Genomic DNA, 18,866 nt, shown 5'->3' on the forward strand with positions numbered 1-18,866 from the left:
TTTCACAACTTTTAAACGTTTTTCTTCATTCAACCTTTTTCCCATACCGATCATCTCCCTTTGTCCTAAGTTTAAATTATTGGGCAGGGAGACTCCAGTTTAATTAGGGGGCCTTAGAGGATTTGCAGGAATTTTGAAGTTTTTGTTCCGAACAAGAAAAAAACATGCAGATATGCAGGAATTCATTGTGATCCACGTTGTCTGATGAAGCACGATACTAGGTTGAACCAAAAAATTGGCGTTGAGAAGGATGTGACAGGGTTTCGGATATACGTTGCCAACATCCACAATTGCAGATATAAAGTCTCACCGTCGGAGTCTACATCAATAACGGGAAAATATCCTGTTAATGTACCGCCCTTGGCTTTTCGATCAGAGTTAGCTGGAAAAGTTCCATCTATTTCACGGCCCTATTGCCGATATACACCATTTCAGGCGAATTAGCGGGAGGTTTTCCGGCTAATTCGCCTCTGTAGCCGCTTACGTACCCAATTTAACGGGAAGAATTCCCTTTAATTCTCAAACCAAAGATGTAGTTGCAGACCAAGAGTGTGAAAAGAACCCTCTGCACCGCTGAATAATATGCAAATCAATAGCAACCTATATAGGTAAATTATAGGTTAATAGTTTAAGCAGTTCGGAGCCCCAGATCCCCAAGCTTCGTTCGACGACCCGGCAGCCCCGGGTATTTTTTTGTGTTCGTCTCGCCCTCCCGCTCTCAAAAGATGTTAAACGGTGAAGCTTTTTGATAGAATATAAGCTGGACTAACTGAATCTAAGGAGATATTTATGTCAAAGGTCAAAATTTTCGCCGACAGCACTTCCGATTTGCCCGCAGCTTGGCTTACCGAATACCGGATCGGCATCATTCCGCTCTACGTCGTCTTTGGGGACGAAACGTTCAAAGACGGTGTGGATATGACCCCGACCGAGCTTTATCGCAAGGTGGAGACCGGCGGCAGTCTTCCGAAAACGACGGCGCCTTCGCCGAAAGATTTTATGGACGCCTTTGCTCCTTATATTGATCGCGGGGAGGACATCGTCTACATCAGCCTGTCTTCCAAGCTCTCTTCCACCTATCAGAACGCGCTGATCGCCGCCGGTGAATTTCCGGAGGACCGGGTGCACGTCGTCGACTCGCTCAACCTGTGCAGCGGGATCGGCCTCCTCGTCATGAAGGCGGTGAGAGCGGCGCAGCAAGGGTTGGCCGCCCGGGAGATCGTCCCCCTTCTCGAGCAATGCCGGGACCGGGTGGAAACCGAATTTGTCATCGATACCCTGGAATACCTCTATAAAGGCGGACGTTGTTCCGGCATGCAGAACTTCATCGGCAGCCTGCTTCAAATCCGGCCGGTACTCAAGCTGGTGGAGGGGAATATCATCCCCGCCTATAAGGTGCGCGGCAGAAAAGAAAAGGCCGTCCAGCAGATGCTCGACAACGCCCTTTCCGATATCGCGAACATGGACGGGGATCTGATCATCGTCGCCCATACGCACGCCGAGGACGACGCTCGCCGTCTTGCCGCGATCCTGAGGGAACGGACCGGCTCGGAAGTAGCGATTTCCGAAGCGGGCTGCGTGATCTCCAGCCACTGCGGACCTGGCACCGTAGCCATTATGTATACCCGAAAAAACATTCCCGCTTAAATCTTTCGTTTAGCGAAAAACCGAAAGGGGATTTTCTAATGGGAGCCATTAAAATTTTTGCGGACAGCACCTGTGACCTGCCTCCTTCATGGATCAACGACCATGAAATCGGAATCGTTCCGCTCTATGTCACCTTCGAGGATACGAATTACCGGGACGGCGTCGACCTGAAGACCGAACAGCTTTACGCAAAAGTAGACGCCACCGGAAAGCTGCCGAAGACGGCGGCCCCTTCCCCGGCCGATTTTATATCGGCGTTTGCTCCATATGTGAACGAAGGCAGACAGATCCTTTACATAAGCCTTTCCTCGGAGCTGTCTTCGACGTACCAGAACGCCTTGATTGCCGCCGGTGAATTTCCCGACGGCCAGGTGACGGTGTTCGATTCACTCAACCTGTCCACCGGGATCGGCCTGCAGGTCATGAAGGCGGTCAGAGCCGCCGACGAGGGAAAAACGGTGCCCGAAATCGTCTCGCTTCTGGAGCGGATTCGCCCCAAGGTGGAAACCGAGTTCGTCATCGATTCGCTCGACTATCTATACAAAGGCGGTCGCTGCTCCGGCATGCAAAACCTCGTCGGCAGCTTGCTTCGCATCCGTCCGGTGATCAAGGTCATCGACGGCAAAATGACGCCGGCCTACAAAATCCGCGGCAGCCGGGAAAAAGCGCTGGACCAGCTGCTGAACAACGCCCTCAGCCGGGTCGGCGAAATGGATAAGGACCTGATCTTCGTCACGCATTCTTTGGCGGATGAAGATGCGCTTCTGCTGCAAAAAGAACTCCAGGCCAGAACCGGAGCAAGAGAAGTCGCCATTTCCAGCGCCGGCTGCGTCATCTCCAGCCACTGCGGCGCCAAAACGATCGGCATTCTGTACACCAAGGCCGTGTAACCGGTTAGCAAAGAGCCTCGCCTATGCGGCGAGGCTTTTTGCTACAGGTTCCCGGAAGGATTTTCTGATCGGGATTCATTGTGAATCGGAATTCTCTCCGTTTGATCCAGTTCCCCGCTCCAGCTCGCGAGCAGCTTGCGAATCTCTTCCTCGTTGACGGGTTTGCTCAGAATGGCGGACATCCCGCTGGCCAGACAACGCTCCCGCTTCTCCGTACCTCCGCAGGAGCTAAGTCCGATCATGAGGGGAAGCTTGTCTACCGGCAGCAGCCGACGAACGAGCCTGGCCGTTTTGATTCCGTCCATGACGGGCATCTCGATATTCAGGAAGATCAGATCATACTGTTTCTCCGTGACGGCCTGAATGACCTCCATGCCATTGTGCACGATGTCGGGCTTATACCCCATTTGCTCAAACAGCTGGGCAAAGGCCTGGCAGGTGACGGGATGATCCTCCGCCACCAGAATCGAAAGGCCGGCTTTTCCGTTCTCCGTGTCCGCGGTGTCCGCGGTGTCCGCGGTGTCCGCCGCGTTCGAGGCGATTCCCCATTGCCCGTCCGCACTTGCACTTCCTTGGGCTCCTGCGGCGACTTCCTCCCCTGCGCCAAACCGTTTTTCTTCCGAGAAATCTTGTTTAGAACGATCGGCAAACAGGGTGAAGGTAAACGTGGAGCCGGCACCGTCGACGCTGTCCACGGCGATCGTTCCGCCCAGCATCTCCACGATCTTCTTGCAGATGGCCAGTCCCAAACCTGTTCCGCCATATTTCCGGTTCATGATCGGATGCACCTGGGAGAAGGATTGGAACAAGCGGTTCAGCTTGCCGGACGGAATGCCGATGCCCGTATCGGAGATACGGAACTCCAGCAAGTCCGCCGATTCATGTCCCGAAGATCGTTTGACCTCCACGCGGATTTCACCCCGCTCCGTAAATTTCACGGCGTTCCCGATTAAATTGACCAACACCTGACGGAGACGGGAAGGATCGCTATAGACTTGCGAAGGGACATCGGGCGCGATAGCATAGCCCAGCTCGATTCCTTTTTTGGCGGCTTCCGGCAAGAACAACTCCACCGCGGCTGCGACACAACTCTCCAGATGAAACGTCTCGTATTCCAGCGCCATTTTGCCGGCCTCGATTTTACTGAAATCGAGCACATCGTTCAGGATGGACAACAGCGCCCGGCTGCTGCTGGAAATCACTTCCGCGTAGTATCGCTGGTCCTCGTCCAACTGCGTCTCGAGCAGCAAATCCGTCATGCTGATGACCCCGTTCATCGGCGTTCTGATCTCATGGCTCATCATCGCCAGAAACTCCGATTTCGCCTGAGTGGCCTTCTCCGCCGATTCCTTAGCTCTCATGATCTCCCGTTCGCCGGTAATATCGTTGAAGACAACGACGGCACCGATCAGTTGGCCCCGTTCGATCATCGGATTTACCCGATATTCCACCAGAAAGCTTGAGCCATCCCTTCTCCAGAACACATCTTCCTTGATCACACGCGGCTTTCCGTCCTTCAAGGTCTGAATAATCGGACATTCCTCCATCGGGTAAGCCGCCCCGTCGATTTTGGTGTGGTGAATCAACGCGTGGTTGGATTGGCCGATAAATTCGGACACTTCATACCCCAGCATTTCGGCGGCAGCGGTATTGATGAACACGGTTTTTCCATTTTCGTCCAGCCCGTAGATCCCTTCGGAAACCGAGCCCAAAATCAAGGCATGCAGGTAACTGAGTTTTTCGATTTGCTCGACATACCGCGTTCTTTCGGTGATATCGGTCGCTATACCGAAAACGCCGACGACCCGCTCGTCCACGATGATCGGCACGTTGGTGACCGCAATCTCCATCGGGCTACCGTCTTTGCGGATGACGGTCGTTTCGTAATTTTGCGGATTGCCTTTTTTCGCCTGCTCGAAATGATAGAGTGTCGGGGTCAGGTCTTCACGGTCAATGATCTGCTGAAAGTCCATCCCCAGCAATTCTTCGCGGCCATAACCGAGCAAGGCTTCCAAATTGGAGTTTAACGAGGTATACCTGCCGTTCAAATCCATCGAATACACACTGGAAGGACTGTACTCGAACAGGGAGCGGTAACGCTGCTGGCTCTCCTGGAGACGGCGTTCGCTTTGCTTTCGCTCGGTTACGTCCCGGGAGATGGAGATGATCTCTCCGATTTCACCGGAATCCAGATAGCGGTATCTTCCCGTACTCTCAAACCAGATATACCGGCCGTCTTTATGGCGGACCCGATAGGATAGCGTATAGACGCTCCGGGAATTCATGCTGGTTCGCATATATTCCCGGACCGAATCGACATCTTCGGGATGCAAATAATCGTAGGCGCTCGTGCCGATGATCTCCTCGGGCTCGTATCCGAGCAGGGCGTAAGAAGAAGGAGACGCATAGAGATAGATGTTCTTTTCATCGGCCGTATGCCTGGAGATCAAATCCATGGAATACTCGGAAATCAACCGATACTGCCCTTCGCTTTCGCGCAAAGCTTCCTCCATCCGGTGCTTCTCCGTCATGCCTTTAACCTGGTTGGCTTTCTCGGCCGTAATGTCCCTGGTGATCGAGAACACGCCGACGACTTCAGCTTCATGCCGGATCGGAATATATGTCGTATAACCGTCCCGGATCTCCCCATCCTTCCGTCTGAAAGAGATCTCGAAGGTCCCGGTTTCTCCGTTTAGCGCTTTCAGAAAATACTCTTCTTTTTTCTTTCTCCCCTGTTCGCAAAACAGCTCGTCCAGCGACAAATGTACAAAATGGGAAGCCGGATATCCGGTCATTGTTTCGGTCGCGCGATTCACTTCCACATAGTTTCCATTTGCATCGATAATACAAATCGCGTCAGGCAGGTTATCGTACAGTAACTTGTAAGTGCTATCCTCGGAAATGAGCTGCTTTAGTAGTCCGCATTTATCCTTTGGCACGGTTGACGGCTCCTTTTCTTCTAGAATAGATTCACCAAGTTAGTTTTGCATCACCCTTCATTCTACCTGATTCCCGAAAAAGATGGGTAGGGTCGATATGCCTAGAATCGTCCCGGTAAACTCCCCCCAAAAAAGCCGGTTTCAAAAACCGCCAAGCGCCCGCTCACATAACACGGCTGCGCGTGAATATACTTTATTTACAACTGATCACCGTTCAAGCATGCGATTTGGGGAGGTGTGCACGATGTCATCGTTTCAACCGGACAAAGCCAATTTTATCGTTTCCAAAGAGGATTGGTCGCTGCACCGCAAAGGCTACCAGGATCAGCAGCGGCACCAGGAGAAGGTCAGAGAGGTCATCAAGCAAAACTTGCCCGATCTGGTCACGGAAGAGAACATTATCATGTCGGACGGAAAACAAATTATCAAGGTTCCCCTCCGCAATCTGGAGGAATACCGCTTTATTCATAATTTTCAGAAACAGAAACATGTCGGCCAAGGAGACGGGGACAGTGAAGTGGGGGATGTTTTGGCGCAGGATTCCCCCAAGGATGCCGGGAAGGGAGGAAAAGCCGGCGATCAGCCCGGGGCCGATGTGGTGGAAGCCGAAATCAGTCTGGAGGACCTGGAGGACTTGATTTTCGATGAACTGGAGCTTCCTTATATTGAGGATAAAAATAAAGAAGAACTCGAATCGGTCTCCTTCCGCTTCAACGACATCCGCAAAAAGGGCTTAATGTCCAATATCGACAAAAAGCGCACCATTCTGGAGAATCTCCGCCGCAACGCGATATCGGGGGTTCGGGGCATTCACGGAATTTCTCCGGACGATCTCCGCTTCAAAACCTGGGAGGATGTGCGTCTTCCGAAATCCAACGCCGTCATCATTGCGATGATGGACACCTCGGGCTCGATGGGAGCGTTCGAGAAATACTGCGCCCGCAGCTTCTTCTTCTGGATGACCCGCTTTCTGCGCCGTCAATACGAAAAGGTGGAAATCGTCTTTCTCGCTCATCATACCGAAGCCAAGGAAGTCAGCGAGCAGGACTTTTTTACCCGCGGAGAAAGCGGAGGTACGATCTGTTCCTCGGTCTATCAAAAAGCGCTGGACATCATCGACGGGCGCTATCCCCCTTCCAGCTACAATATTTACCCTTTTCACTTCTCCGACGGCGACAACCTGACCTCCGACAACGACCGCTGCATCCGGCTGATCGGCGAATTATTGGAACGCAGCAATATGTTCGGATACGGGGAGGTCAACCAATACAACCGCGGAAGCACACTGATGTCCGCCTACCGGAATTTGAAGCAGGACCGGTTTATGTACTACGTGATCAAGGAAAAAGGGGAAGTCTACCGCGCCTTGAAGCACTTTTTTCATAAGCGGGAAAAGGAGGCACGTTCATGACCAACGAACTCGCCCAGCTGGAGTACGCCATTGCGGAAATCATGGAAATCGCCGACGGGTTCGGACTGGATTATTATCCGATGCGTTACGAGATCTGTCCGGCCGACATCATTTATACGTTCGGAGCCTACGGCATGCCTACCCGGTTTTCGCATTGGAGCTTCGGCAAGATGTTCAACAAGATGAAAATGCAGTACGATTTCGGACTCAGCAAAATCTACGAGCTCGTCATCAATTCGAATCCCTGCTACGCCTTCCTGCTCGAAGGCAACTCGCTGATCCAGAACAAGCTCATCATCGCCCATGTGCTTGCGCACTGCGATTTCTTCAAAAACAACCTGCGCTTCGGCAACACCAACCGCGATATGGTGGAGAGCATGTCGGCGACGGCGGAGCGGATCGGCAGATACGAGCTGCTCTATGGAGCCGAAACCGTCGAGTCCTTCATCGACGCGGTCCTCGGCATTCAAGAGCATGTCGATCCGCAGTTGATCAAGCCGCTGCGGTACGATAAGCGCAGGCAGACGGAGGAGAAGCTGCGGCGCATGAAGGAGGCGCAGTCGAAGCCGCCGCGCGGCGGAGCCTACGACGACCTGTGGGAGCTCGACGGCCTCGGGACGGGCGGGTCTTCGGGAACCGGAGCGGGGGCGGGAGCTGGATCCGGGGCGGGATCCAGGGCGGGTAGCGCTGCGAAGCCGGAGGCCCCTCTTCCCTTTCCGCCGGAGCCGGAGAAGGATGTCGTGTGGTTTATCCAGGAATACTCCGAATCCCTGGAGGACTGGCAGCGCGACATCATGAGCATGCTGCGGGAGGAAATGCTGTACTTCTGGCCGCAGATGGAGACCAAAATTATGAATGAAGGCTGGGCCTCCTACTGGCATCAGCGGATCCTCCGCGAGATGGACCTCACCAGCGAGGAGACGATCGAGTTCGCGAAGCTGAACGCCTCCGTCGTACAGCCTTCCCGGCAGAGCCTGAATCCCTACTATCTCGGCTTAAAAATCTTCGAGGATATCGAACGGCGCTGGGACCATCCGACGGAAGAGGAGGTCCGCCGCTATGGCCGGGAGCCGGGCAAAGGACGGGAGAAAATGTTCGAAGTCCGCGAGCTGGATTCGGACCTTTCTTTTATCCGCAGCTATTTGACCAAAGATCTGGTCCGCGACCTGGACCTCTATATCTTCGAGAAACAGGGGCCGGAATGGAAAATCACCGATAAAACCTGGGAGCATATCCGCGATCAGTTGGTCGCCTCCCGCGTGAACGGCGGCGCCCCGTACATCGTCGTCCAGGACGGCGACTACCTGCGCAGCGGGGAGCTGCTGCTGAAGCATCAATACGAGGGGATCGAGCTTGACCTGAAGTACCTGGAGCGCACGCTCCCCTATGTGTACCGGCTTTGGGGAAGACCGGTTCATCTGCAAACCGTGGTCGAAGAGAAGCCGGCCATGTTCAGCTATGACGGGGAGAAGCATTTTCGGAAAATGCTGTAGTGGGGATAGGCTCTAGCCTATCTCCTTTCCTGATGCAAAGGAAATGTCCGGCTCGACAACCCATACGAATGAACTCCGGTCGCGGTATGAATTTTAAATAATTCCAATTCAGGTATTGACTTACATAAAGTGAGAATGTTATTTTCTTGGTGAGGAAACCGGTTTCTTCGTTTTTAAGTATCTTCCGTGGAAATTCAGCTGTATTATGATTTCATTCAAGTTGGAAGCGTTTTATTTTCAACCCCTTCCAGTCTTTACGTTAAGGCGCATTCGATTCAAGCCAGGCCAGATTTCGAAGAAACTCAATCTTGCATGTCTGAAAGGAGAAGTCGGACAAATGAACAAGCGAACCAAACTATTGACGGCACTCTCTCTATCCCTGAGCATGGCGCTGGGGACCTCATTACCTGCATGGGCTTCATCGGATACAAGCGTTGAGAACAAGCTGAATTACAGCACCGACGTGGTTTACCAAATCGTGACCGACCGGTTTATGGACGGTAATCCTGCCAACAATCCAGCTGGAGGAGCCTCGAGCGGCGACAAATCCAATTTGAAACTGTATTTTGGAGGGGACTGGCAGGGAATTATCGACAAAATCAATGACGGCTATTTGACCGGAATGGGGATTACCGCTTTATGGATTTCCCAACCTGTGGAGAACATTACCGCGGTCATCGATTACTCCGGAACAAAAAATACATCCTACCACGGTTATTGGCCGCGCGACTTCAAGCGCACCAATGAGGCTTTCGGCAATTTTACCGATTTTGAGAATCTGATTCGGACGGCGCACGAGAACAACATCAAGGTCATTATTGACTTTGCCCCCAACCACACCAGCCCGGCCTCTTCGACCGACGCCAACTTTGCCGAGAACGGCGCCTTGTATGATAACGGAAAATTGCTCGGCACCTACATGAAGGATACCAACCAGCTTTTCCATCATCATGGCGGCACGGATTTTTCCACGATTGAAGACGGCATTTATCGCAACCTTTATGACCTTGCGGACATTAATCACAACAACAATCTGATCGACACCTATTTCAAAGACGCGATCCAGCTCTGGCTGGACATGGGGGTTGACGGCATCCGTTTCGACGCCGTGAAACATATGCCGTTTGGCTGGCAAAAAAGCTATGTCTCCTCCATTTACAGCAGCAAACACCCGGTGTTCACCTTCGGCGAGTGGTTCCTGGGCGCCGACGAAACCAGCACGGACAACATCCGCTTTGCCAATGAAAGCGGCATGCATCTGCTGGATTTCGCTTATGCGCAGCAAGTGCGCGAAGTGTTGCGGGATAAGTCCGAAACGATGAAGGACCTCAACGCGGTTATCGAGGATACGGCGGCGGTTTATCAATTCGACAATAACCTGGTCACCTTTATCGACAACCACGATATGGACCGTTTCCAGGTTTCCGGCGCCAGCAAGCGTCCTACCGAACAAGCATTGGCGCTGACGCTGACCTCCCGTGGCGTTCCGGCCATCTACTACGGAACGGAGCAGTATGCGACAGGAAATGGCGATCCGAATAACCGGGGCATGATGCCTTCGTTCGACACTTCCACGACGGCCTACAAGCTCATTCAGACATTGGCGCCGCTGCGCAAATCAAACCCGGCCATCGCCTACGGAACGACTCAGGAACGCTGGGTGAATGAGGATGTCTATATTTTTGAGCGGAAGTTCGGGAACAACACCGCCGTCGTTGCCCTCAATCGCAGCGAATCCAAATCCTATCCGATCTCGAAATTACTGACCTCGCTGCCTGCCGGTACTTACTCGGATGAATTGAACGGCCTGCTTAACGGCAATTCGATCACCGTGGACGGCAGCGGTACCGTAACCCCCTTCACGCTGGCGGCCGGCGGAACCGCAGTTTGGCAGCATACCGCTGCGGAAACCGCGCCGATCATCGGCAATGTCGGTCCGACCATGGGCAAGGCGGGAAATACGGTAACGATTGACGGCCGGGGCTTCGGGAACGACAAAGGTGAGGTTAACTTCGGCACCGTGGCGGCCACCGGTTCGGATATTTTGAGCTGGGAGGATACCCAAATCCGAGCGATCATTCCCGCTACCGCATCCCCCGGCGAGACCGACGTGACCGTGAACACCGCTGCGGGTGCGACAAGTGAGCCGTTCCACAATTTCAATATATTGACGGCCGAGCAAGTCACGGTACGCTTCCTGGTGAACAATGCGACAACCAGCCTGGGAGAGAACGTCTACCTCGTCGGAAATGTGGCCGAGCTTGGGGCCTGGGACGAGAAACAGGTAATCGGTCCGATGTATAACCAGGTCATAGCCAAATACCCGACATGGTACTACGATGTCAGCGTACCAGCCGGAGCGAAGTTGGAGTTTAAGTTTGTAAAAACAAACGGCAAAACCCTTACTTGGGAAGGCGGCAACAACCATACTTACACCGCTCCTTCCAACGGGACTGGAACCGTGACGGTAAACTGGCAGAATTAACTCGTTGTCGCAACGGATTTGGTGCTTCCCGGCCGAGCTTGGTATAATAGCTTTGTCTAATCCATGAATTTGCTTCATCATGAAGGTTGCACAGGTAACGGGAGGATGACTCGTGAAAATGAATGTGAAAGCGATACCAATCCAAATGCGGCATCCGCTTCGCGGAAGGGACGAGCCCGCATCGGTTCGATTTTTCCGAGCGGCATATTTTAAACAGTGTGGACGGCATTTTGGAGCGGCTCGGCACGGAATACCTCGATATTCTGCTGCTGCATCGGCCCGACGCTTTGGTGGAGCCGGAAGAAGTGGCCAGCGCGATCCATCGGTTGAAGGCCTCGGGAAAAGTCCGGCATTTCGGTGTATCGAACATGAGCCAGGGGCAGATCAAACTGCTGCAGGCCTACTGCGAGGAACCGTTCATCGTCAACCAGCTCGAAATGAGTCTGCATAAGTACGGCTTCCTGGAGGTCGGCACGCATGTCAATCAGGAGGAGGCCAAAAACAACGTGTTCCCGGAGGGCACTTTGGAGTTCTGCCGCCTGGAAAATATTCAGCTTCAATCCTGGGGGCCATTGCCCAGGGATTGTATTCGGGACGCTCGCTCGAAGGACAGAGCGAGAGCGTCGTCAAGACGGCGGAGCTTGTCCGCAAGCTTGCCGACGAAAAGGGCACGACCACGGAAGCCATCGTGCTGGCTTGGCTGATGACCCATCCGGCCGGCATTCAGCCCGTCATCGGAACGATCAATCCCGACCGGATCCGCGCCTGCCGCGACGCTATGGAGCTTCGCCTCACCCGGGAGGAATGGTATTCCCTTTATATCGGCACGCGCGGCCGAAATTTGCCGTAACCACGCCTCCAAAGAAAGAGCAGCCATTTCCTCAACGGATCGGCTGCTCTTCTCTTTTATTGGACTTCTCTTCAAGGCGCGATACAGATGACTGTACCTTAATTACCTTACCGGTTCAGCAAACTTCCCACATACCGGAGCAGTTCATTCGCGCAAACCGGGCAGTACCCGTGTTCGTCGATCAGCCTCTTGCTGACTTCATTAATGCGCTTCAGTTGATTTTCATCCGGCGTTTTCGTGGAGGTCGTTATTTTCACGATATCTTTCAGGTCGGCGAACAGCTTCTTCTCGATCGCCTCGCGCAGACGGTCGTGGTGAAGATATTCAAATTTCCGGCCCTTGCGGGAGTAGGCCGAGATCCGGATCAAAATCTCCTCGCGGAACGCTTTTTTGGCGTTTTCGGAAATCCCGATTTGCTCTTCGATCGACCGCATCAGCCGCTCGTCGGGGTCCATCTCCTCGTCCGTCAAGGGGTCGCGGATTTTCGTCCAATTGCAAAAAGCCTCGATATTGTCCAAGTAGTTCTCGAACAGCGTTTTGGCCGATTCTTCGAACGAATACACAAACGCCTTCTGCACTTCCTTCTTGGCCAGTTCATCATATTCCCTGCGGGCGATCCCGATAAAATTGAGATACCGCTCCCGTTCTTCTTTTGTGATGGAAGCATGCTGGTCCAGACCGTCCTTGATCGCCCGCAAAATATCGAGCGCGCCCATGCAGTGCAAATCCTGTTTGATCAGCGCGCTGGAGATCCGGTTGATAACATACCGCGGGTCGACTCCGGACATCCCTTCCTCCAGATACTCGTTCTGGAGCTCCTTTAAGTCGGCGTCTTTATAGCCCTCCACTTCTTCACCGTCGTAGAGCCGCATCTTTTTCACCAGGTCTACACCCTGTTTTTTCGTCTCCTTCAGCCGGGTGAGAATAGAAAAAATAGCCGCGGAACGCAAAGCGTGCGGGGCGATGTGGACATGGTTCATGTCGCTCTGACCGATCAGTTTGGCGTAGATTTTCTCCTCCTGGGACACTTTGAGATTGTAGGGGATCGGCATCACGATCATCCGGGATTGGAGAGCTTCGTTCTTTTTATTGGCGATAAAGGCCTTGTACTCGGATTCGTTCGTGTGAGCTATGATCATCTCATCCGCGCTGATGAGCGCAAACCGGCCCGCTTTAAAATTCCCTTCCTGCGTTAAAGACAACAGGTTCCACAAAAACTTCTCATCGCATTTCAGCATCTCCTGAAATTCCATGAGCCCCCGGTTGGCTTTATTGAGTTCCCCGTCAAACCGGTATGCGCGGGGGTCGGACTCGGAGCCGTACTCCGTAATCGTCGAGAAATCGATGCTTCCCGTCAAATCGGCAATGTCCTGGGACTTCGGATCGGACGGGCTGAACGTGCCGATGCCGATACGTCCGTCTTCGGACAAAAGCACCCGTTCCACGGCCACTTTTTCAATATCGCCGTCATATTCCGTTTTCAGCCTCATTTGGCATACGGGGCAAAGATTGCCTTCGATGCGCACGCCGAGCTCCTTCTCCACTTCGGACCGCAGGTCGTGCGGGACCAGGTGAAGCGGATCCTCGTGCATCGGGCAGCCGGAAATGGCGTACACCGCCCCTTTGTCCGTCCGCGAAAACTTTTCAAGCCCCCGTTTTAGCAGCGTAACCAGCGTGGATTTGCCGCCGCTGACCGGACCCATGAGCAGCAATATCCGCTTGCGGACATCCAGCCGCCTTGCGGCGGAATGAAAGTACTCTTCCACCAGCTTCTCAATGGCACGGTCCAGGCCGAAAATTTCCTGCTCAAAAAATTTATACCGCTTCCGGCCGTTCACTTCCTCCACGCCGTAAGACTCGATCATTTCATATACCCGGGCATGGGCCGTCATGGCAGGCGCAGGATCTTTGGCGAGCAGCTCGATATATTGTTTGAATGTGCCGTTCCAAGCCAGCGAATCGCTTTCCGCCCGGTATGCCGCTATACGTTCAAAAATATCCATGTTCGGTACCTCCTGTCCCCTAGCTCTACACCGTTGCCGGCGCGGCAGTCCATCACCGCGATTTTTGGAAAAAGTGTATTACATACCTATGCGAAAAGGGCGGATAAGTTGACCTGCGGGTATGATATAATTTTCGGATAGGATAAGATCAATCGCTTAAAAATGTGGAAAAGGAAGATCCCGATGGCTGTTCAGCATGAGACGGAATTATACCCGCCTTTGAAAAAGTTTTTTGAGGAGCGGGGATACAGCATCAAAAGCGAGGTGCGGCACTGCGATCTGGTGGGGATTCGGCCGGGGAGCGACCAGCCGCTCATCGTGGAGATGAAAAAGACCTTCAACCTCCCCCTGCTGCTGCAGGGTCTGGAGCGCCAAAAGCTGAGCGCCGAGGTTTACCTGGCCGTCGAACGCAACCGGACGAAGCGCGGCGCCCATAATCAGCGCTGGAGCGAAATCACGCTGCTGTGCCGGCGGCTCGGGCTCGGGCTGATCACCGTGACGCATTACAAGACCAAGGCGCCGTTCGTGGAAATCCTCTGCTCGCCGGGCGACAAGGTGATCGTGCCGTCGGCCAAGATCATCAAGACGCGGGCCAGCCGGCTCATCACCGAATTCAACGAGCGCAGCGGCGATTACAACGTCGGCGGCAGCCACGGCACGAAGCTCGTCACCGCCTACCGCGAGAGAGCGCTGCGCGTGGCCCTCGCCCTCCTGGAGGGCGGCGAGTTGGCGCCGCGCGAGGTCCGCGAGCGCAGCGGCGTCGGCAGCGCCGCGGCCATCCTGCAGCGGAACTACTACGGGTGGTTCCGCCGCATCGCGCGCGGCCGCTACGCCTTGACGCCGGAAGGCCGCGAGGGCCTGGCCCTGTACAGCGGCGTCACGGATGGCTGGGCGCGAGTTGCGAGCGCGGCGGAGGCGGAGGAACCGTCCCCCGCGGAGCCGCCGGACCGCCCGAGCGCAAATTAACCGCCGCCCGAGCGCGCGGTAAACTCCGCGAGGGCGGCCGCGATCCGGGACAAGCCCTCCCGGATCCGCTCCGGCGGCTGCGCGGCGAGGTCGAGCGCGATGGCTTCGCGGCCCTCCTCCGCCGCCTCCGCCGCCTCTGCCTTAGCCGCCCCGCCCCACGCCGCATTGCCAGCCTGCCGAAAGGCAACTCCTTTCGGCAGGCTGGCTTTCAGCAGCGCTTCGGCCGGCAGCCCTGGCGGCAGCAGCAGGATCAGCCGCTCGCCGAAGCCGAAGGGCGGAGAAACCCGGCCTCCCCCTGCTCCAACTCCTTCTCCTCCCGACTCGCCCTCTCTGCCCGTTCCATTCTCCGTACCAAAGATATTGTGAATCTCCAATACCTCTCCTTCGCCGACAGTCCCTTTCTCGCCTAGAAATGAAATGAAATCCTGCCCGTCGATGTATCTTTGGGCCTCTTCCTTCAAAAGCGGAGGCAGCTTCTTGACGAGCCGGTCCAGCTCCGTTTTTCCTTCCGTCATCCTGGGTTCCGCTCCTTTTCAAATCAGTCTCTTGAAGCGATTTTACAGGAGGACAAATTTTTCCGGCAATGACCCGAAATGCGGTTGCGGCGGCAGCGGAATTCGACCGAAATCGATATTCGTTCGAATTCTAGCGATTTTTGCGATAATAGAAACCCCATGATAGAATGTAGTCTGGAAATAAGAACACCGAGGTGATCACATGTCTTACGACACGGAGCTCGCGACCGGACCAAACCGCAGCAGGAAAACCCGCAAGCCGTCCGCGAAAGGGATTGTCCTGATCTGGATTCTGCTCATTGGAGCGGGAGGGGCCTCCGCTTATGTATACAGCAATCATCTGAAGGACGCTATGGTCCGGCAGATGGATGCCCGCATCCAGGCCAAGACGGCGGAGCTCAAAGCCGATTATTCCGCTCAACTGTCCGCCCTGAATACCGAAATCGCCACGCTGCAGAGCAAGGTGCAGACGTTTAATGAACTGCTGGAATTCACGAAGGACAATACGACGAACAAGACGGACAACAGCAACAAGCTTTACACGCAATTGAACGAAGTCAAAAAACAGCTCGCCGAGCTGCAAAAGAAGATGGATTTGCTGAAATGATTACACCGATTAAACGAATCAACCGTTTTTTTCTGCTTGCGACGGGTCCGTTGATCGGTCTTTTGATCGCCATGTTCGTCAGCGGCTCCGCCCTGAGTTGGCAAGAGGAGAAGGTCCCGTTCGCACCAGCTTCCGACATTCCCCGGGTAACCGGCGAAATCGGCAAGAAGCTGGACGAGGCCGAAAGCGCGGCAAGACTTACGTCTTCTTCGCTCAAGAAGACCGCCGAGCTTTACCGGAAAACGACGTCCACCATGTCGTCCATCGTCAATACGGCCCAAACTTCAGCCAAACGGCCGGAACAGATCTACAACCGGAGAATCACGTTGAAGCTGGGGACTCCCTTCCAGACGATTCAGAGCGACAAAATCCGGATCGAGCTGTATAAGGTCAACCCCGGAACTTACAAGGGCTACGCGATGAAGGTCAAGCTGAAATCGCCGGACGCCATGAAGATGACGCTGGGCAAGGACATCCTCGGCGGGGCGGAAACGACGCTCAAAGCCGCACAGCGCCACGGGGCAGTCGCCGGGATCAACGCCGGCGGATTCGCCGATTCCCAAGGGAAACGCTATCCGCTCAGCACGACCGTAGTGGAAGGCAAATATGTAACCGGCTTTGAACCTTCCTATAAAGACCTGTTCTTCGTCGGTTTGAACCGTTCGGGCAAGCTGATCGGCGGGAAGTTCCGGAACAAAGCGGACCTGGACCGGCTGCAGCCCTCCTTCGGCGCATCCTTTGTGCCGGTGCTGCTGAATAACGGAGTAAAGACAACCATTCCGTCAAAATGGCTGACCTCTCCGCTGCGCGCTCCCCGAACCATTATCGGGAACTACAAGGACGATCAATTGATTATCCTCGTCATCGACGGACGCGACGAGAACGGAAGTTCCGGAGCGACGCTGACCGAGCTGCAAAATAAACTGCTAAACATGGGCGTCCAAGACGCCTATAACCTGGATGGAGGCGGCTCCTCCTCCCTCGTGGTCAACGGGGAGGTCATCAACCACCCGTCGGATGGACAGCTTCGTCCCGTGCCTACGCACTTTTTATTTTTCAAATAAAGCAACCTCTCTCTTGTCAATGAAATAAATCATATTAAGATTTATTTTTGCGCAAGGGACGGGTATAATGTAAGCAGGAATTATCCGTGACATGGAGGTGTTCACCTTGACTTTCTCGCTGACATTCTGGATTATCACACTCGTGTTTGCCATGTTCCTGTGCGGCATCCTGACCGCGTCTTACAACGACGACAAAACAAAAGGCCTGTAAATAAATGAGCTTCCCCTCCGGGAGGCTTATTTATTTGCAGGCCTAGAGTTGACCGACGCTAAACCGAAGGTACTTGCGTCCCGGCGGTCGCGCCGGCGCCCGTCGGGCTAGGTCAATCGGTTCATTTCAATCAGACATTGGTTGCAAATGCAACGCTCTCTGAAATCGCTCACTTGTTCCATAGAACCGCAGAACACGCATTTGGGGCGATATCTTTCGAGGATAATATGATCGCCCTGCACCAAAATCTCGACAGGGTCCCCTTCATTCATTTGATATCTCTTTCGCAACGATTTGGGCAGAACGATTCTTCCCAGCTGATCCACTTTTCGGACCACACCAGCAGGTTTCATAAAACGTACACCTCTCCTGAAAAAAATAATATGTAAAAATAGAACCAAATACCTATGCCTATTTATTTCGCTATTTTTTTCAGGATTCCTGCTGTTCTCCTACATCTCGACGTATTTTATTATTTTGGCTGGATTTCCGCCGACTACCGCGCCGTCGGGAACATCCTTCGTTACGACCGCTCCGGCGGCGATAACGACATTATTTCCGATCGTTACCCCCGGAACGATCACCGCCCGGCCGCCGATCCAAACGTTGTCGCCGATCGTCACGGGCTTGCCGAATTCCGCTCCCGAATTGCGTTCCGCCGGATTCAGCGGATGGGCGGCCGTGTAAATATGCACGCCGGGCGCCATAAAACAATAGTCCCCGATACGCACTTCGCAAATATCGAGAATGACGCAATCGAAATTGGCGAAGAAGTTATTTCCTACATGGATGTTTGATCCGTAGTCGCAGCGAAATGTAGGTTCGATATAAATATGCTCTCCTGTGGAACCGAACAGTTCCTTGAGGATGGCGGTCCGCTTCTCCCGCTCCTCCTCCGTCGTGTGGTTATACAGGCGCGTCAATTGACGGGCTCTCTGTCTATCCGCCGTAAGCTCCGCGTCGCTCGCATCATACCACTCTCCGGCAAGCATCTTTTCTTTTTCCGTTTTCAATTGAGGCATGCTGATTCCTTCTTCCTATGGTTTATGCTTGTGACTCTCCACCTATTCCATTCCGGGAAAATCAAGCTGCCGCAGCGCTTCATATACGATGATCGCCGCCGAATTGGACAGATTGAGCGATCTGACCTTATCCGTCATCGGCATCCGCATCAATGTGTCCGGATGAGCCTCCAGAATTTCCGGGGGCAGGCCTTTCGTCTCCTTGCCGAACACGAAAAAATCGCCGTCCTGAAACTTGAAATCCGTGTAGCGTTTCCGGGCCTTCGTCGTCGCAAAGAAAAACCGGCTGCCGCTGTACTTCTCCTCTACCTCGCGGAAAGAATCATGGTACTCGATATTCACCGCATACCAGTAATCCAAACCCGCCCGCTTCAACGTAGCGTCATCGGTCCGAAAACCGAGCGGTCGCACCAGATGAAGATGGATGCCCGTTGCCGCGCAAGTTCTTGCAATGTTTCCGGTGTTGGCCGGAATTTCCGGTTCCACCAGCACGATATGCAAAGCCATTTTGTCAAACACCTCGAGTCGTTTTTTTTCGCCGTCCGGCCGAGCCGTACGGAATAGCTATCTAAATATTATACCAGTTTTTCGATTTCTCTGTCCCGCAGCGACACCACAAATCATACCCACCGTCAAACGGGTGGTTTGCTCTTAGGCTATAAGACTTTATTACCGGCTCGCGTCTAAAAGCGCTAGCTTTCACTTCGTTCAAGGTACTATGCGCCGTTGCCGCTTTTGCCTCCCCCTGAAGGGGTGCGATTAT

14 protein-coding genes and 1 pseudogene are annotated in these 18,866 nt (G+C 53.9%); 9 read left to right on the forward strand and 6 right to left on the reverse strand.

Annotation, left to right across the window (positions count from 1 at the left end; genetic code table 11):
- The first annotated feature begins 789 nt into the window (after window positions 1-789).
- Entirely contained in the window at window positions 790-1,647 is an 858-nt protein-coding gene (locus tag LBW89_RS22030; protein WP_148450585.1) for a DegV family protein, read from the forward strand.
- Window positions 1,648-1,685: 38 nt separating this feature from the next.
- Complete coding sequence (locus LBW89_RS22035; RefSeq protein WP_148450586.1) at window positions 1,686-2,537, forward strand: DegV family protein; 852 nt, start codon at window positions 1,686-1,688, stop codon at window positions 2,535-2,537.
- A gap of 41 nt (window positions 2,538-2,578) precedes the next feature.
- Here LBW89_RS22035 and LBW89_RS22040 read toward each other — a convergent pair whose 3' ends face one another.
- Complete coding sequence (locus tag LBW89_RS22040) at window positions 2,579-5,476, reverse strand: PAS domain-containing hybrid sensor histidine kinase/response regulator (RefSeq protein WP_148450587.1); 2,898 nt, start codon at window positions 5,474-5,476, stop codon at window positions 2,579-2,581.
- A gap of 244 nt (window positions 5,477-5,720) precedes the next feature.
- Between LBW89_RS22040 and yhbH the strand changes: the two genes are divergently transcribed.
- The 4 genes and pseudogenes from yhbH to LBW89_RS22060 form a co-directional block, all read left to right on the forward strand.
- On the forward strand, window positions 5,721-6,887 hold the full coding sequence (yhbH, locus tag LBW89_RS22045) for a sporulation protein YhbH (protein WP_148450588.1): 1,167 nt from the start codon (window positions 5,721-5,723) through the stop codon (window positions 6,885-6,887).
- Window positions 6,884-8,380, forward strand: a complete 1,497-nt coding sequence (locus tag LBW89_RS22050; protein WP_148450589.1) for a SpoVR family protein — start codon at window positions 6,884-6,886, stop codon at window positions 8,378-8,380. The genes yhbH and LBW89_RS22050 overlap by 4 nt, the downstream gene beginning before the upstream one ends.
- Window positions 8,381-8,717: 337 nt before the next feature.
- Window positions 8,718-10,865: an alpha-amylase family glycosyl hydrolase gene (locus LBW89_RS22055; RefSeq protein WP_148450590.1), complete on the forward strand. Its 2,148-nt coding sequence runs from the start codon at window positions 8,718-8,720 to the stop codon at window positions 10,863-10,865.
- A gap of 137 nt (window positions 10,866-11,002) precedes the next feature.
- Window positions 11,003-11,715 (forward strand): annotated as a pseudogene (locus LBW89_RS22060) (aldo/keto reductase); the annotation flags it as partial.
- Window positions 11,716-11,822: 107 nt separating this feature from the next.
- On the opposite strand, the gene LBW89_RS22065 reads toward LBW89_RS22060, so the two are convergent.
- Entirely contained in the window at window positions 11,823-13,718 is a 1,896-nt protein-coding gene (locus tag LBW89_RS22065; protein ID WP_148450591.1) for a PrkA family serine protein kinase, read from the reverse strand.
- A 183-nt stretch (window positions 13,719-13,901) separates the two neighbouring features.
- On the opposite strand from LBW89_RS22065, the gene LBW89_RS22070 reads away from it, so the two are divergent.
- Window positions 13,902-14,684: a DUF2161 family putative PD-(D/E)XK-type phosphodiesterase gene (locus tag LBW89_RS22070; RefSeq protein WP_148450592.1), complete on the forward strand. Its 783-nt coding sequence runs from the start codon at window positions 13,902-13,904 to the stop codon at window positions 14,682-14,684.
- Here the strand turns inward: LBW89_RS22070 and LBW89_RS22075 are convergent.
- Complete coding sequence (locus tag LBW89_RS22075; protein ID WP_148450593.1) at window positions 14,681-15,199, reverse strand: hypothetical protein; 519 nt, start codon at window positions 15,197-15,199, stop codon at window positions 14,681-14,683. The two genes, LBW89_RS22070 and LBW89_RS22075, sit on opposite strands and share 4 nt — an antisense overlap.
- A 202-nt stretch (window positions 15,200-15,401) precedes the next feature.
- On the opposite strand from LBW89_RS22075, the gene LBW89_RS22080 reads away from it, so the two are divergent.
- Window positions 15,402-15,806 (forward strand): hypothetical protein, encoded by a 405-nt coding sequence (locus LBW89_RS22080; RefSeq protein WP_148450594.1) that lies wholly within the window; start codon window positions 15,402-15,404, stop codon window positions 15,804-15,806.
- A complete protein-coding gene (locus LBW89_RS22085; protein ID WP_148450595.1) occupies window positions 15,803-16,870 on the forward strand; it encodes a phosphodiester glycosidase family protein in 1,068 nt (355 codons plus the stop codon). Before LBW89_RS22080 ends, LBW89_RS22085 begins: the two co-directional genes overlap by 4 nt.
- A gap of 318 nt (window positions 16,871-17,188) precedes the next feature.
- Here LBW89_RS22085 and LBW89_RS22090 read toward each other — a convergent pair whose 3' ends face one another.
- The 3 genes from LBW89_RS22090 to trmL form a co-directional block, all read right to left on the reverse strand.
- Window positions 17,189-17,434: an AbrB/MazE/SpoVT family DNA-binding domain-containing protein gene (locus LBW89_RS22090; protein ID WP_148450596.1), complete on the reverse strand. Its 246-nt coding sequence runs from the start codon at window positions 17,432-17,434 to the stop codon at window positions 17,189-17,191.
- A gap of 99 nt (window positions 17,435-17,533) precedes the next feature.
- Window positions 17,534-18,094, reverse strand: coding sequence for a maltose acetyltransferase domain-containing protein (locus tag LBW89_RS22095; protein ID WP_148451188.1), 561 nt, complete (start codon window positions 18,092-18,094; stop codon window positions 17,534-17,536).
- Window positions 18,095-18,145: 51 nt separating this feature from the next.
- Complete coding sequence (gene trmL / locus LBW89_RS22100) at window positions 18,146-18,610, reverse strand: tRNA (uridine(34)/cytosine(34)/5-carboxymethylaminomethyluridine(34)-2'-O)-methyltransferase TrmL (protein ID WP_148450597.1); 465 nt, start codon at window positions 18,608-18,610, stop codon at window positions 18,146-18,148.
- Window positions 18,611-18,866: the final 256 nt, after the last annotated feature.

Source organism: Paenibacillus sp. alder61 (genome assembly GCF_020179875.1).
Classification (GTDB): domain Bacteria; phylum Bacillota; class Bacilli; order Paenibacillales; family Paenibacillaceae; genus Fontibacillus; species Fontibacillus faecis.

Coding starts and splice junctions, on each gene's coding strand:
- LBW89_RS22035 (WP_148450586.1), top strand. CDS start 1,686: ATGGGAGCCATTAAAATTTTTGCGGACAGCACCTGTGACCTGCCTCCT.
- yhbH (WP_148450588.1), top strand. CDS start 5,721: ATGTCATCGTTTCAACCGGACAAAGCCAATTTTATCGTTTCCAAAGAG.
- LBW89_RS22065 (WP_148450591.1), bottom strand. CDS start 13,718: ATGGATATTTTTGAACGTATAGCGGCATACCGGGCGGAAAGCGATTCG.
- LBW89_RS22075 (WP_148450593.1), bottom strand. CDS start 15,199: ATGACGGAAGGAAAAACGGAGCTGGACCGGCTCGTCAAGAAGCTGCCT.
- LBW89_RS22085 (WP_148450595.1), top strand. CDS start 15,803: ATGATTACACCGATTAAACGAATCAACCGTTTTTTTCTGCTTGCGACG.
- LBW89_RS22030 (WP_148450585.1), top strand. CDS start 790: ATGTCAAAGGTCAAAATTTTCGCCGACAGCACTTCCGATTTGCCCGCA.
- LBW89_RS22090 (WP_148450596.1), bottom strand. CDS start 17,434: ATGAAACCTGCTGGTGTGGTCCGAAAAGTGGATCAGCTGGGAAGAATC.
- trmL (WP_148450597.1), bottom strand. CDS start 18,610: ATGGCTTTGCATATCGTGCTGGTGGAACCGGAAATTCCGGCCAACACC.
- LBW89_RS22050 (WP_148450589.1), top strand. CDS start 6,884: ATGACCAACGAACTCGCCCAGCTGGAGTACGCCATTGCGGAAATCATG.
- LBW89_RS22070 (WP_148450592.1), top strand. CDS start 13,902: ATGGCTGTTCAGCATGAGACGGAATTATACCCGCCTTTGAAAAAGTTT.
- LBW89_RS22080 (WP_148450594.1), top strand. CDS start 15,402: ATGTCTTACGACACGGAGCTCGCGACCGGACCAAACCGCAGCAGGAAA.
- LBW89_RS22055 (WP_148450590.1), top strand. CDS start 8,718: ATGAACAAGCGAACCAAACTATTGACGGCACTCTCTCTATCCCTGAGC.